This window comes from Microbacterium fluminis, from assembly GCF_051549805.1.
Taxonomy (GTDB): Bacteria; Actinomycetota; Actinomycetes; order Actinomycetales; family Microbacteriaceae; genus Microbacterium.
The window spans coordinates 2510325-2524465 of the sequence record NZ_CP196042.1 but is presented as its reverse complement, the minus strand read 5'-3'; the positions used below and the strand labels follow the sequence as shown (position 1 = coordinate 2524465).

Annotated in this window: 13 protein-coding genes; 6 read left to right on the top strand and 7 right to left on the bottom strand. The window is 70.1% G+C overall.

Features of this window, described 5'->3' with window-relative positions; all coding sequences use genetic code 11:
- Window position 1 precedes the first annotated feature (1 nt).
- From ACSJDX_RS12170 to ACSJDX_RS12155, 4 genes are all read left to right on the top strand, one after another.
- Window positions 2-2161, top strand: a complete 2160-nt coding sequence (locus tag ACSJDX_RS12170) for a 3-hydroxyacyl-CoA dehydrogenase NAD-binding domain-containing protein (RefSeq protein ID WP_438352933.1) — start codon at window positions 2-4, stop codon at window positions 2159-2161.
- 77 nt (window positions 2162-2238) lie between these two features.
- Window positions 2239-2916: a TetR/AcrR family transcriptional regulator gene (locus ACSJDX_RS12165; protein ID WP_438352932.1), complete on the top strand. Its 678-nt coding sequence runs from the start codon at window positions 2239-2241 to the stop codon at window positions 2914-2916.
- Window positions 2913-3449 carry a hypothetical protein gene (locus tag ACSJDX_RS12160; RefSeq protein ID WP_438352931.1) on the top strand — a complete coding sequence of 179 codons (537 nt, stop codon included), beginning with the start codon at window positions 2913-2915 and terminating at the stop codon, window positions 3447-3449. Before ACSJDX_RS12165 ends, ACSJDX_RS12160 begins: the two co-directional genes overlap by 4 nt.
- Window positions 3450-3487: 38 nt before the next feature.
- Complete coding sequence (locus ACSJDX_RS12155) at window positions 3488-3943, top strand: hypothetical protein (protein ID WP_438352930.1); 456 nt, start codon at window positions 3488-3490, stop codon at window positions 3941-3943.
- Between the two features lie 113 nt (window positions 3944-4056).
- Here the strand turns inward: ACSJDX_RS12155 and dxs are convergent, their stop codons facing one another.
- The 5 genes from dxs to dut all read right to left on the bottom strand — a co-directional run bounded on the left by dxs (window position 4057) and on the right by dut (window position 10919).
- Window positions 4057-6009, bottom strand: a complete 1953-nt coding sequence (gene dxs, locus ACSJDX_RS12150; protein WP_438354981.1) for a 1-deoxy-D-xylulose-5-phosphate synthase — start codon at window positions 6007-6009, stop codon at window positions 4057-4059.
- 111 nt (window positions 6010-6120) lie between these two features.
- Complete coding sequence (locus tag ACSJDX_RS12145) at window positions 6121-8955, bottom strand: aconitate hydratase (RefSeq protein ID WP_438352929.1); 2835 nt, start codon at window positions 8953-8955, stop codon at window positions 6121-6123.
- A gap of 136 nt (window positions 8956-9091) precedes the next feature.
- Entirely contained in the window at window positions 9092-9859 is a 768-nt protein-coding gene (locus ACSJDX_RS12140) for a DUF3159 domain-containing protein (RefSeq protein WP_438352928.1), read from the bottom strand.
- Window positions 9856-10467, bottom strand: a complete 612-nt coding sequence (locus tag ACSJDX_RS12135; RefSeq protein WP_438352927.1) for a DUF3710 domain-containing protein — start codon at window positions 10465-10467, stop codon at window positions 9856-9858. The genes ACSJDX_RS12140 and ACSJDX_RS12135 overlap by 4 nt, the downstream gene beginning before the upstream one ends.
- Window positions 10464-10919 carry a dUTP diphosphatase gene (dut, locus tag ACSJDX_RS12130; protein ID WP_438352926.1) on the bottom strand — a complete coding sequence of 152 codons (456 nt, stop codon included), beginning with the start codon at window positions 10917-10919 and terminating at the stop codon, window positions 10464-10466. The genes ACSJDX_RS12135 and dut overlap by 4 nt, the downstream gene beginning before the upstream one ends.
- A gap of 12 nt (window positions 10920-10931) precedes the next feature.
- On the opposite strand from dut, the gene ACSJDX_RS12125 reads away from it, so the two are divergent.
- Entirely contained in the window at window positions 10932-11432 is a 501-nt protein-coding gene (locus tag ACSJDX_RS12125; RefSeq protein ID WP_438352925.1) for a DUF3093 domain-containing protein, read from the top strand.
- Here ACSJDX_RS12125 and ACSJDX_RS12120 read toward each other — a convergent pair.
- Complete coding sequence (locus ACSJDX_RS12120; RefSeq protein WP_438352924.1) at window positions 11407-11700, bottom strand: DUF4193 domain-containing protein; 294 nt, start codon at window positions 11698-11700, stop codon at window positions 11407-11409. The genes ACSJDX_RS12125 and ACSJDX_RS12120 overlap by 26 nt on opposite strands.
- Window positions 11701-11920: 220 nt before the next feature.
- On the opposite strand from ACSJDX_RS12120, the gene sepH reads away from it, so the two are divergent.
- Window positions 11921-12970 carry a septation protein SepH gene (gene sepH, locus ACSJDX_RS12115; RefSeq protein WP_438352923.1) on the top strand — a complete coding sequence of 350 codons (1050 nt, stop codon included), beginning with the start codon at window positions 11921-11923 and terminating at the stop codon, window positions 12968-12970.
- Window positions 12971-12979: 9 nt separating this feature from the next.
- Here sepH and ACSJDX_RS12110 read toward each other — a convergent pair whose 3' ends face one another.
- Window positions 12980-14107, bottom strand: a complete 1128-nt coding sequence (locus ACSJDX_RS12110; protein WP_438352922.1) for an alkaline phosphatase family protein — start codon at window positions 14105-14107, stop codon at window positions 12980-12982.
- Between the last annotated feature and the right edge of the window lie 34 nt (window positions 14108-14141).

Genomic DNA, 14141 nt, shown 5'->3' with positions numbered 1-14141 from the left:
GATGACGAACACCGCCTCTGGACAGTACGACACGATCGACTTCTCGCCCCTCGACGCCCTCGCCGACGGCGAGGTGGTCACCCACTCGCGTGTGCGCGACGTGCGGCTCCCCTCGGGCAGGACGCTCGCGCTCATCACCCTCGACAACGGTCGCGACCACACCCGGCCGAACACCCTCGGCCCGACGACGCTCACCGAGCTCGGCGGGGTGCTCGACACCCTCGCCGCGCGCGCGCGCAGCGGCGAGATCGCGGCGGTCGCCATCACCGGCAAGCAGTACATCCTCGCCGCCGGGGCCGACCTCAGCGACATCGGCCGGGTGGGCTCCAAGGACAACGCCCGCCTCGTCGCACAGCTCGGCCACCGCGTGCTGGGCAAGCTGAGCGAGCTCGGCGTGCCGTCGTTCGCCTTCGTGAACGGGCTCGCGCTCGGCGGCGGTCTCGAGATCGCGCTCAACTCCACCTATCGCACGGTGGACGCCTCCGCCGCCGCGATCGCGCTGCCCGAGGTGTTCCTCGGTCTCATCCCGGGATGGGGCGGGGCGTACCTGCTGCCGAACCTGATCGGCATCGAGAACGCCCTCGAGGTCGTGATCTCGAACCCGCTGAAGCAGAACCGCATGCTCAAGCCGCAGCAGGCGCACGACCTCGGGATCATGGACGCGATCTTCCCGGCCGCGAACTACCTCGAGAACTCGCTCGCCTGGGCCGACGGCGTGCTCACCGGACGCGTCAAGGTCGAGCGCAAGAACGAGCCGGGCAAGCTCGAGCGGCTCACCAAGTGGCCGATCGCGATCAAGATGGCGCGCGGCATGCTCGAGAGCCGCATCGGCACGGTGCCGAAGTCCCCGTACATCGCCCTCGACCTGCTCGACAAGGCGAAGGGCGGCACGAAGGCCGAGGGATTCGCGCGAGAGGACGAGGCGCTGGCCGAGCTCGTCACCGGCGACCAGTTCGCGGCATCCATGTACGCCTTCGACCTCGTGCAGAAGCGCGCCAAGCGTCCGGTCGGCGCCCCCGACAAGGCGCTGGCCAAGAAGGTCACGAAGGTCGGCATCATCGGAGCCGGTCTCATGGCGAGCCAGTTCGCGCTGCTGTTCCTGCGCCGACTGCAGGTGCCGGTGCTCATCACCGACCTCGACCAGGCGCGCGTCGACAAGGGGCTCGGCTACATCCGCGACGAGATCGGGAAGCTCCAGGAGAAGGGGCGTATCGACGGCGACACCGCCAACAAGCTGCGCGCCCTCGTCCACGGCACCACCGACAAGAGCGAGTACGCGGACTGCGACTTCGTGATCGAGGCCGTGTTCGAGGAGACCGGCGTCAAGCAGCAGGTGTTCGCCGAGATCGAGCCGATCGTCGCCGAGGACGCCATCCTCGCCACCAACACCTCGTCGCTGTCGGTCGAGGAGATCGGCGCCAAGCTCGCGCACCCCGAGCGCCTCGTCGGGTTCCACTTCTTCAACCCGGTCGCGGTGATGCCGCTGATCGAGATCGTGAAGACGCCGCAGACGACGGATGCCGCGCTGTCGACGGCCTTCGTGGTGGCCAAGGCGCTGGGCAAGAACGCGGTGCTGACCGCCGACGCCCCCGGCTTCGTCGTCAACCGGCTGCTCGCCAAGGTCATGGGCGAGGCGGCGCGCGCCGTCTACGAGGGCACTCCGCTCCTCACGGTCGAGAAGGCGTTCGCGCCCCTCGGCCTGCCGATGACGCCGTTCCAGCTGATCGATCTCGTGGGCTGGAAGGTCGCCGCGCACGTGCAGGACACGATGGCGCACGCGTTCCCCGACCGGTTCTACGCCTCGGAGAACTTCCACCAGCTCGCCGAGCTCCCCGAGGTCGTCGAGAAGGACAAGTCCGGGCGCGTCACCGGGTGGACGAAGGCTGCCTCGACGGTGCTCAAGGGTGCCGTCGGCTCGAGCGCAGCGTCCGAGTCCGAGATCCTCACCCGCGTGCAGGACGGTCTCGCCCAGGAGATCCGGATCATGCTCGACGAGGGCGTCGTGCCCGAGGTGGAGGACATCGATCTGTGCCTCATCCTCGGCGCCGGCTGGCCGTTCATCGACGGCGGCGCCTCGCCCTACCTCGATCGCGAGGGAGCGTCGGCGCGCGTGTTCGGCGGCACGTTCCACGACCCGGTGATCCGCGGAATCGGCGACTGAGGCATCCGGTCGCGAAAGGGCACGTCTTCCGGGACGTGCCCTTTCCTGTTGCGGTCGCGCGATGATATGTTCTGAACATGTTCAGTGAATCGGCTCCGTCCACGAAGAGCGAGCGGACCAGAGGGATGCTGCGCGACATCGCCCTGCGGTCCTTCCGCGAACGCGGCTACGACGACACCACGATCCGGCTCATCGCGCAGGAGGCGGGCGTGTCGGTCGGCACCACCAACTACCACTTCGCGTCGAAGAACCACCTCGTGCAGGAGCTGTACCTCGACGTGCAGGAGGCGCATCGCGATGCGGCGCTCCCCCTGCTGGCGGCCGAGGACGACCTCGTCGAGCGTCTCCGCATCGTCTATCGCACCGGCATAGACGTGCTCGAGCCGTACCACCGCTTCGCGCCGGGGTTCCTGTCGGCGGCGGTGTCGCCGAAGTCCCCGATCAACCCGCTGTCGGATGAGTCCGCCCCGGCCCGCGACATCGTCGAGGGGCTCTTCGTCGAAGCCGTCACCGGGGCGGGCAGGGGACGGGTCCCGGCCGAGTTCGAGGAGCGACTCCCCCAGGCCCTCTTCCTCGCCCACCTCCTGCTCGCGCTGTTCTGGGTCTACGACCGCTCGGACGATCGTGCGCGCACCCGGATGCTGCTCGACCGCGGCCTCGGACTCTTCAAGCTCGCGCTCCCGCTCCTGAAGCTCCCTCTGCTGCGCGGCCCGCTCCGCGAGCTGCTGAGCCTCGTGGGCGAGGTGCGTGCATGAGCGATCCCGAGGACGTCGAGCCGTCTCCACGTACCGCCGAGGAGCCGATGGCCTTCACGCGCGATGAGTTCCTCCGCGGAGTCATGGCTTCATGGATCGCGTTCAACCTCGTGTGGGTGGCGTTCATCGTGTTCTGGCCGGGCAGCGGAGGGCCGCTCGCGGGACTGCTCTTCGGCTTCGTCTATCTCCTGGCGTCGGCACCCGCGTCGGGCGTGGTTACTGCCGTGTTCGCCTACCCCGTCTGCATCATCGGGCGAACCATGCGGCGGCGACGTGGCGTCTCACTGCACGTCGCCGTGCACGCTCTCGTAGGCACGGTCATCGGTGGGCTCGTGATCGGTGTCGTTGCACTGTGGTTCCGGCAAGGCATCGATGTTCTGAATCCCTTCGTGCTGTCCACACTGCTGTCGGCTACGGTCGCCCTCCCGCTCGGCTGGGCGTGGGCCTACTGCCGTGCCCGACGCTCCGACGCGCAGGTGTCGAGGCATCCATCCGTCGGCCCCTCGCTCGCAGACGGCGGTGCGGCATCGTGAGCGTCCCCGCACGGGTCGTCCGTACGGACATGGAGCCGATGGCGTTCACGACCGGCGAGTTCCTGCGCGGCGCACTCTCCGCCTGGCTCTGGTTCCTCGGGCTGTCCACCGCGGGGTTCGGGATCTTCTTCTTGACGGCGCTCCCGATCGTCGTGGTGTACACCGTTCCGATCTCGTTCGCGGCCGCCATCCTCGGCGCGGCTCCCGCGCTGGGGCTGGGGTGGATCCTTCGTCGGCAGCCCTCGGTCGAACTCCACGCGGCGGCGTTCACGGTCTACGGATTCGTCTTCGGCGTCGCGGCCACCGCCGTCACGCTCGCCGTGATGGGTGGGGTCTACGCCGCCGGGGCGGTGTTCTGGATCATCCCCGTCGCGTGCTCGACGATCGCGATGCCCCTCGGCTGGGCGCGTGGCTCGCGTGCCGCACGACGATCCGTGCCGCGCATCGTGCACCTCGACCCGGACGCGGAGGCCGAGGGCCGCCTCGCCTCCTGACAGCCCCGGGTCCGGGACTCGGAGATCGGACGAGCAGCGGGCGGGCAGCTGATGTTCGGTCCGATTCCCGGCCGATCTCCGCTTGCCGGATCGGCGCCGGCGTGAGTCCCGGGCTACTGCGGGGGCGTGTGCTCCCAGTCGGGGATCGTCGGGATGGTGCCGGTGGCGGCGCCGCGGGCGACGGGGATGCGGGTGCCGAGCACCTGGGCCACGACGTCCTGGGCGATCTTCGCGGCGGTGAGTCCGGCATCCTCGAGGATCTGCTCGCGCGAGGCGTGATCGATGAACTCGTCCGGCACGCCGAGCTCGTCGACGGCCGTGTCGACGCCGGCCTCGCGCAGCACCTGCCGCACGCGCGTGCCGATGCCGCCGACGCGGATGCCGTCCTCGATCGTGATGACGAGGCGATGGGATGCCGCCAGCTCGACGATCGACGGCTGCACGGGGATCGCCCAGCGCGGGTCGACCACGGTCGCACCGATGCCCTGGTCGCGGAGGCGACCGGCGACCTCCATCGCGAGGTGCGCCATCGGACCGATGCCGACCAGCAGCACGTCCTTCGCGTCGGAGACCGCGAGCACGTCCACCCCGTCGGAGAGCCGCTCGACCGCGGGGAGGTCGGCGGCGACCGAGCCCTTCGGGAACCGCAGCACGGTCGGGGCGTCCTCGACCGCGACCGCCTCGCGCAGCTCCTCGCGCAGGCGCGCGGCGTCGCGGGGCACGGCGATGCGGATGTGCGGCACGAGCTGCAGCATCGCGAGGTCCCAGATGCCGTGATGGCTGGGGCCGTCGGGACCCGTCACCCCGGCCCGATCGAGGACGAACGTGACGCCGGCGCGGTGCAGCGCGACATCCATCACCACCTGGTCGAACGCGCGGTTCATGAACGTGGCGTAGATCGCCACCACCGGATGGAGGCCGCCGAACGCGAGTCCCGCCGCGGAGGCGACCGCGTGCTGCTCGGCGATGCCGACGTCGTAGACGCGGTCGGGGAACCGCTGCGCGAAGGGCAGGAGCCCGACCGGGCGCAGCATCGCCGCGGTGATGCCGATGATGTCCTCGCGGTCCTCGCCGATGGCGCGCAGCTCGTCGGCGAAGACGTCGGTCCAGGCCGTGCTGGACGAGCTGCCCATCGCGGCTCCCGTGAGCGGATCGATCTTCCCGACGGCGTGGAACTGATCGGCCTCGTCGTCGAGCGCGGGCTGGTAGCCGCGGCCCTTCTCGGTGATGGCGTGCACGATGACGGGGGCGCCGTACGTCTTCGCCAGCTCGAGCGTCTCGAGGAGCGATGTCATGTCGTGGCCGTCGATGGGCCCGAGGTACTTGATGTCGAGGTTCGAGTACAGCGCCGCGTTGTTGGTGAAGCGGGACAGGAACCCGTGCGTTCCGCCGCGGACGCCGCGGTAGACGGCACGCGCGGCCGGGCCGAGGCGACTGGCGAGGGAGTTCGAGCTGCGGTGCAGGTTGCGATAGGCCTCGCCCGTGCGCACGCGGTTGAGGTAGCGGGCCATCCCGCCGATCGTCGGCGCGTAGGAGCGGCCGTTGTCGTTGACGATGATGACGAGGTTGCGGTCGTTGTCGTCGGAGATGTTGTTGAGCGCCTCCCACGTCATGCCGCCGGTGAGGGCGCCGTCGCCCACGACCGCCACGACATGCCGGTCCTTGCGGCCGGTGCGGGTCAGTGCGCGCGACACGCCGTCGGCCCAGCTCAGGGAGCTGGACGCGTGCGAGGACTCCACGACGTCGTGCGGGCTCTCGGACCGCTGCGGGTAGCCGGCCAGTCCCCCGCGCGAGCGCAGTCCGGAGAAGTCCTGACGTCCGGTGAGGAGCTTGTGCACGTACGACTGGTGGCCCGTGTCGAAGATCATCGGGTCGTTCGGCGAGTCGAACACGCGGTGCATCGCGAGCGTCAGCTCGACGACGCCGAGGTTCGGGCCGAGGTGCCCGCCGGTCTGCGACACGTTCTCGATGAGGAACGCGCGGATCTCCTCCGCCAGCTCTTCGAGCTCGGGAACGGTCAGCGCATCGAGGTCACGAGGCCCCGAGATCGACGCCAGACGCGGCATCCTGCTCCCCTCTTCGGACATCACGTCAGTCTACCCAGCCGACCCCCGGAGGCGGCGCGCGGAGGGACGGCGAAGGCCCCGGATGCGGACATCCGGGGCCTTCGCGCGGGCTCAGACGAGCGAACGCAGCACGTACTGCAGGATGCCGCCGTTGCGGTAGTAGTCGGCCTCGCCGGGCGTGTCGATGCGCACGACCGCGTCGAAGGAGACCGTCTGCTTGCCCTCGGGCGAGAACTCGCTCGGCTCGGCCGTCACGCGCACGGTCTTGGGCGTGACGCCCTCGTTGAGCTGCTCGAGACCGGTGATCGAGACGACCTCCGTGCCGTCCAGCCCCAGTGACGCCCACGACTCCCCTGCCGGGAACTGCAGCGGGACGACGCCCATTCCGATCAGGTTGGAGCGGTGGATGCGTTCGAAGCTCTCGGTGATGACCGCCTTGACGCCGAGGAGGTTGGTGCCCTTGGCCGCCCAGTCGCGCGACGAGCCGGAGCCGTACTCCTTGCCGCCGAACACGACGAGCGGGACGCCCTGCTCCTGGTAGTTCATGCTCGCGTCGTAGATGAACGACTGCGGGCCGCCCTCCTGCGTGAAGTCGCGCGTGAAGCCGCCCTCGACGACCTTGCCGTCGTTGACCGCCGCGGTGAGCTCGTTCTTGAGACGGATGTTGGCGAACGTGCCGCGGATCATCACCTCGTGGTTGCCGCGCCGGGAGCCGAAGGAGTTGAAGTCCTTCTGCGCGACGCCGTGCTCGGTGAGGTACTTCGCCGCGGGAGTGCCCGCCTTGATGTTCCCGGCCGGCGAGATGTGGTCGGTGGTCACCGAATCGCCGAGCGTCGCCATCACACGGGCGCCGGTGATGTCGGCGACCGGGGTCAGCTCCATCGTCATTCCGTCGAAGTACGGCGCCTTGCGGACGTAGGTGGACTTCTGATCCCACTCGAACTGCGCGGCATCCGGCGTCGGCAGGCTCTTCCACCGCTCGTCGCCGTCGAACACGGTCGCGTACTGCTTGATGAACTGCTCGCGCGAGATCGACGAGTCGATCGTGGCCTGCACCTCTTCGGGCGAGGGCCAGATGTCCTTGAGGAACACGTCGTTGCCGTCAGAGTCCTTGCCGAGCGGGTCGGTCTCGAAGTCGAAGTGCATCGATCCGGCCAGCGCGTAGGCCACCACCAGCGGCGGCGACGCGAGGTAGTTCATCTTGACGTCGGGGCTGATGCGCCCCTCGAAGTTGCGGTTGCCCGAGAGCACCGCCGTGACGGCGAGGTCGTGGTCGTTGACCGCCGCCGAGACCTCCTCGATGAGCGGTCCGGAGTTGCCGATGCAGATCGTGCAGCCGTAGCCGACGGTGTAGAAGCCGAGGCCTTCCAGTGCCTTGTCGAGGCCGGACTTCTCGTAGTAGTCGGTGACGACCTTCGAGCCCGGTCCGAGCGTGGTCTTGACCCACGGCTTCTGCTTCAGCCCCTTGTTCAGCGCGTTGCGCGCCAGGAGGCCCGCGGCGAGCATGACCGACGGGTTCGACGTGTTCGTGCACGACGTGATCGCCGCGAGCGTCACCGCGCCGTTGTCGAGGATGTACTCCTGCCCCTCCGGGGTGGTGACCTTGACCGGCTTGGATGCCGCAGCCGGGCCGCCGCTGGAGATGTGGACGACGCGCGTCTCGTCGTGCTCGTCTCCGGGAGCGGCGCCCGGGTCGGAGGCGGGGAACGAGTGCTTCGACTCGAGGTCGACGATGTCGTCGGAGGTGGTCGCGTCGGCGTAGTTGAGGATGTCGACCTCGAACTGCGACTTCGCGTTCGACAGCAGGATGCGGTCCTGCGGGCGCTTCGGGCCGGCGATCGAGGGGACCACCGTGCCGAGGTCGAGCTCCATGTACTCGCTGAACGAGGGCTCGACCGACGCGTCGTGCCACAGCTTCTGCTGCTTGGCGTAGGCCTCGACCAGCGCCACGGCCTGCTCGTCGCGGCCGGTGAGGCGCAGGTAGTCGAGCGTGACGTCGTCGATCGGGAACATCGCGGCGGTGGAGCCGAATTCGGGGCTCATGTTGCCGATGGTGGCGCGGTTGGCCAACGGCACGGAGGCGACGCCCTCGCCGTAGAACTCGACGAACTTGCCGACCACGCCGTGCTTGCGCAGCATGTCGGTGATCGTGAGCACGACATCGGTCGCGGTGACGCCGGCGGGGATCTCTCCGGTGAGCTTGAAGCCCACGACGCGCGGGATGAGCATGGAGACGGGCTGGCCGAGCATCGCGGCCTCGGCCTCGATGCCGCCGACGCCCCAGCCGAGCACGCCCAGGCCGTTGACCATCGTGGTGTGCGAGTCGGTGCCCACGCACGTGTCGGGGTAGGCGCGGAGCACGCCGCCGACGGTCCGGTCGTAGATGACCTTGGCGAGGTGCTCGATGTTGACCTGGTGCACGATGCCGGTGCCCGGCGGGACGACCTTGAAATCGTCGAACGCGGTCTGGCCCCAGCGGAGGAACTGGTAGCGCTCCCCGTTGCGCTCGTACTCGATCTCGACATTGCGCTCGAGCGCGTTCTCGGAGCCGAACAGGTCGGCGATGACGGAGTGGTCGATCACCATCTCTGCGGGCGAGAGGGGGTTGATCTTGTTGGGATCTCCGCCCAGGGCGGTCACGGCCTCGCGCATCGTGGCGAGGTCGACGATGCAGGGCACTCCGGTGAAGTCCTGCATCACCACGCGGGCGGGGGTGAACTGGATCTCGGTGTCGGGCTGCGCGGCGGGATCCCACGCGCCGAGTGCCTCGATCTGCGCCTTCGTGACGTTGGCACCGTCTTCGGTGCGCAACAGGTTCTCGAGCAGCACCTTCAGGCTGAACGGGAGCTTCTCGAACCCGGGGACGGTGTCGATCCGGAAGATCTCGTAGTCGGTGCTGCCGACCGTCAGGGTGCTCTTCGCACCGAAGCTGTCAACCGTGGACACGTCTGTCTCCTTCGTCGGCGGCGGGGCGGGCGCAAGGCCCGGCGCTCCCCATCATTCCCCGCCGCGACGGCGGTCGCTAGTGAGGCGGGCCTAACCGTCGGAGCAGAGGATTTATCTTGATGTCAAGATAAATGTATCACTTCTGCTCGTGGGGGTAGAGCGCTCGGACGGTGAGCCACGTCACCGCGACGAGAGGCGCGAACAGGGGCAGTCCCATCGCGATCTTGAGGGTGCCGAGCAGCTGCAGAGCGCTCACCGTGTTCGCGGGATCGAGCGACGAGAGGTAGATCGGGAACTGCACCGCCAGGCGTGCGGCGAACAGTCCCGCCCACGCGATCGTCAGCCAGAAGAAGGCGCGGCGCCGCCGCCGGTTCCGCCGCCACTGCGTGCCGTCGTTCATCAGGAAGCCGGCGGCGAGCCCGATGAGGGGCCAGCCCACGAGGGCGGAGACGAGCATGGCGAGTCCGTAGCCGAGGTTGGTCAGGAGGCCGGGAACGAAGTTGTCCGAGGGGTTGCCGGTGATGAGCGCCAGTACCGCGGCAGCGCCGGCCGCCACGAGACCGCCGATCGCGGCCGACGGCGGCGACTTCTGCACGAGTCGCGCGATCGTGAACACCACGGCGATGCCCACCGAGACCGCCAGCGCGACGATCAGGTTGTTCGTGAGCGTGTACGCGATCACGAACAGGAGGGACGGCAGGACCGATTCGAGGACCCCGCGCCAGCCACCCATCGCATTCCAGACGACGTGGCCGGTGGTGCGGCCCTGAGAAGGGTCGAACCCCGCACGGCGGGCCGCGCCCCCGAGGGCCGCACTGAGGGTCTCGGACGCCGACGGCGTCGCCGCGGGATCGCCCGCGGAATCGATCACCGGCTCGGCGTCGCCCGCCGGGCGGTCGCTCACGCCACGCCCGGCGTGGCCGGCATCTTCAGCGGGATGAGGTCACGCGGAGGCATCGGGCTCCCGCCCCGCACGACCACGATCGAGCGGAAGAGGTCCTCCACCTTCGCGGCGGCGTCCACATCGCTCGCGCCGGCACCGCCGATCACACCGCGCAGGAACCAGCGCGGACCGTCGACGCCCACGAAACGGGCCAGGCGCTTTCCGTTCGTGCCGTCCGCGCCGGCGACCGGAACCTCGGCGAGCAGTTCCGCCCCGAGCGGACCCTCGCGCTCCTCCACACGCCCGCCCTGCTGGCGGATCTGCGTGCGGATCTGCTCGCGCGTCTCCTCCCAGAGTCCACTCGAGCGCGGGGCGGCGAACGGCTGCACCTGCAGGGACGAGTCGGCGTAGTCGAGCCCGACGGCGACGATGCGGCTGGTCTGCTCCTCCACCTCGAGCCTCAGGTTCAGGCCCTCGCGCGGAAGGATCTTGATGCCCCCGAGGTCGATGTAGGGGCGCACCGGGTTCGCCTCGGACTCGTCGAACGGCCCGTCGGTCGCGCGGTCGGCGATCCCCGTCGGGCGCGGCTCGAGCTCGTCGCCCGGCTCGGAGGTGGTGTCGTCGGTCATCGTGCGATCCCTCGATCCTTCTGGTACCCGGTGGAGCCGAAGCCCCCGTCGCCGCGGACGCTGTCGGGCAGCTCCTCGACCGGGATGAATGCGGCGCGCGCGACCGGCATGACGATCAGCTGCGCGATGCGGTCGCCGACCGCGATCTCGAACGGCTCCGAGGCATCCGTGTTCAGCAGCGCGACCTTGATCTCACCGCGATAGCCGGCATCCACCGTGCCCGGGGAGTTGACGATCGTGATTCCGTGCTTGGCCGCCAGGCCGCTGCGCGGGACGACGAACGCCGCGTACCCGTCGGGCAGCGCGATGCGCACGCCGGTGCCCACCAGCGCGCGCCGGCCCGGCTGGAGGCTCAGGGCCTCGGCCGAGGTCAGGTCGGCTCCGGCATCGCCCGGGTGCGCGTACTGCGGGACCTCGGGGGCGATAATGGGGATGTCCACGGTTAGAGCCACGCAACGAGGGTAATGCAGAAGACAGAGCCGGGTGCCCGGGATGCCGCGCGCACCGAGTATCGCGAGCGTCTCAGTCCATCGCTGTGGCTGCTGGTCAGCGCGGCCGTGTGCGCGCCGATGGCCGCGCTCGTGTTCGTGCCGCTGGACACCACGCTCGCCCTCGTGATCGGCGCCCTGGTCGGCGTGGCGATCGTCGCGCTCATGCTCGCCGCCTCTCCCGCGGTCGTCGTGCGCGACGGTGTGCTGCGGGCGGGGCGCGCGCACATCGACGTCCACTTCCTCGGCGACGGCGGGTGGGCCACCGGGGAGGACGCGCGCACGGCGCGGGGAACCGGGCTCGATCCGCGATCGTGGCACCTGCTCCGCGGGGGGATCGACGGCGTGGCGGTCTTCGAGATCACCGATGCCGACGATCCGGCGCCGTCGTGGGTCCTCTCCTCGCGCACGCCGGACCGACTGGTCGCGGCGGTGCGCGCGGCGCGGGCTGCTACGCCGCGCACTCCTTGCAGATAGGACCGTCGGCGGAGTCGTGATCGAGCTGCGAACGGTGCTTCACGAGGAAGCAGCTGGCGCAGGTGAACTCGTCCTCCTGCGCGGGCAGCACGACGACGTCGAGCTCGAGGTCGGACAGGTCGGCGCCCGGCAGCTCGAAACCCGAGGGGTTGTCGGCGTCCTCGTCGCCCACCGCACCTGAGAGCTTGTCGGGGACGCGCTCCTTGAGGGCCTCGATCGACTCGCTGTCGTCCTCGGTCTTTCGGGGGGCGTCGTAATCCGTTGCCATGCGTGCGCGTCTCTTCTTCCGGGGGTTCGGGTATCGCTGAGCCCTTTCGGGCGGCCATAGTTTGCATGACCGCGGGTCATTTCGCAAATGCGTTCCTTCTTCGGGGTCGTCCCGCTCGGCTCGCACCGGGAAACTCGCGGCGCGCGCGGGATATTCCCGGCGGATCGGGCGTGCTGTGACAGCATGGCCAGCACATCGCCGGATCGGAGGGGCGTTTCGCATGGAGCAGCTCAAAGTCATCGGAACCGAAGACGACGCGCTCGTCTTGGCGACCGAATCGGGCGAGCGGTTCTCGCTCGCCGTCGACGGCGTGCTGCGCAGCGAGCTGCGCCGGATCAGCCGCGATCGGTCCGAGGAGCCCGCCGGCCGCCGTCCGAGCCCCCGGGACATCCAGGCGCACATCCGCGCCGGGCTCTCCGCGCAGGAGGTCGCCGCGCTGCTGGATGCCCGCGTCGAGGACGTCCGTCGCTTCGAGGGCCCTGTGCTCGCCGAGCGCGAGCACATCGTCGGTCAGGCACTCGCGGTCCCCGTGCTGCTCGGGGGTGATCTCGAGCCCGATGCCCTACCCACGTTCGGTGCCGCCGTGCGGGCCAAGCTCGCCGAGGCGGGCGCGACCGGCGAGCGGTGGACGAGCTGGAAAGAGCCCACCGGGTGGGTGGTCAAGCTCGAGTTCACGGCGAACCAGGTGGATCACGACGCGCGCTGGGGATTCGATCCCCGTCGCACGACGCTGTCGCCGCAGAACGCCGACGCCATCCAGCTCTCGCGCCAGGGCTCCCTGCCCGAAGGACTCATCCCTCGGCTCCGCGCCCTCGATGTCCCGGCGGGCAAGGACGACAGCCGCTTCGACAGCGGGGCGTTCGGGCCGCGTCGCGTGCCGGCACCCGAGGCCGATCTGGAGAGCCCGGAGGTTCCCGCGCCGACCGCCCCCGCGGTCGAGCACGCCGCCATCAAGCGGGCGCCGGACACGATCGTCCCGACGTCCGAGACCGCCGATCTGCTGGAGGCGCTGCGTCGCCGCCGTGGTCAGCGCGACCCGCTCCCGGGCATCGACACCGCGGCGGCACCGAGCCGCTCGGTCAGCCCCGTCGCCCTGTTCGACGCCCTGGAGCCCGGGTACGACGACGCGGCCGAGCCCGATGAGGACACGGTGATCTCGACGGCACATGATCGCGCTGCGGCAACCGCCGACGGAGCCGGCCGTCGCAAGGGTCGTACCTCGATGCCGTCGTGGGACGAGATCGTCTTCGGCGCACGCACCGAGGACTGACGCCGGTCCTCAGGCGTAGGCGCCGAGACGCAGCAGCGGAACGGTGCGCTCCTCGTCGGTGAGCGACCCGTGCTGGCCGATCATGCTCTGCGCGCGCTTGTCGGAGAGTCGATCGTCGTAGTACGCGATGCCCGCCCGCGCCGCCACGATCACATCCCCGATGCGGTCGCGCACCTCGTCGGCGACGGCCCCGAACAGCCCTGCCTCGATCGCCTCGTTGCGCGAGAGCACCCAGGATCGCCCCTCCTCGGAGGTTCGCCAGGTCGCGAGGACCGCCTCGGCCGCCCCGTCCTGCGTGTAGAGGTGCAGCATGCGCGGCTCGCCGCCGATCAGGCGCACGCCTTCCAGGAGCGCGTCCCCGCTCGAGAGCAGCACATGCCGATGGCGGGGGACGTCGACCATGCCGTGGTCGGCGGTGAGCACGGCGCCCGTGCCGCGCGCGAGTGCCGACTCGAACGTGCGCGCGACCCCGTCGATGCGCTCGAGGGCCGTGGTCCAGGCATCCGACTCCCAGCCGTGCTTGTGGCCGACGACGTCGAGATCGGGCGCGTAGAGGTAGATGAGCGCGCCCGGATGCCTGGCCGCGAGGTCTGCGGCGATGTCGGCGCGTTCGGCGATGTCTTCGGCGCCGGCGAACTGCGCGCCGCGCAGGGTGGCCTCGGTGAAGCCCGTCCCGACGTACCGGGCCCGTGAGACGACGAAGCAGGGACGCCCGCGGGCCGCCTCGACCGCGAGCAGGGGTTCCGCGCGCTGCCACGTGTACGGCGAGAGGCCGTCGGTCTCCCACCCCTGCAGCTGGTTCGGCACGGCGTCGGTGCCGGGGATCCGGGCGCGGTAGCCGACGATGCCGTGCGAGCCGGGGTCGGTGCCGGTGAGGAGGCTGGTGAGCGCCGAGGCGGTCGTGGACGGGAAGACGGTGCGCGCGACATCCCGTTTCGTGGTCCGGGAGGCGAGGAACCGGGCGTGCCCGGAGCGGGCGGCGAGATTGCGCGCGCCGAGGCCGTCGACGAGGAGGACCACGGCGCTCGAGGCCGGCGCGAACCAGTCGGAGCGGCCGTCGAGCGAGGCGATCAGCTGAGGCAGCACGCCGGTGAGGCTCCGGGTCCGCGCGGCCTCCGCGGGTAGGCTGAGGGTCATCGCGGCCAGTCTGGCACACCGCCGAGACCGGTCG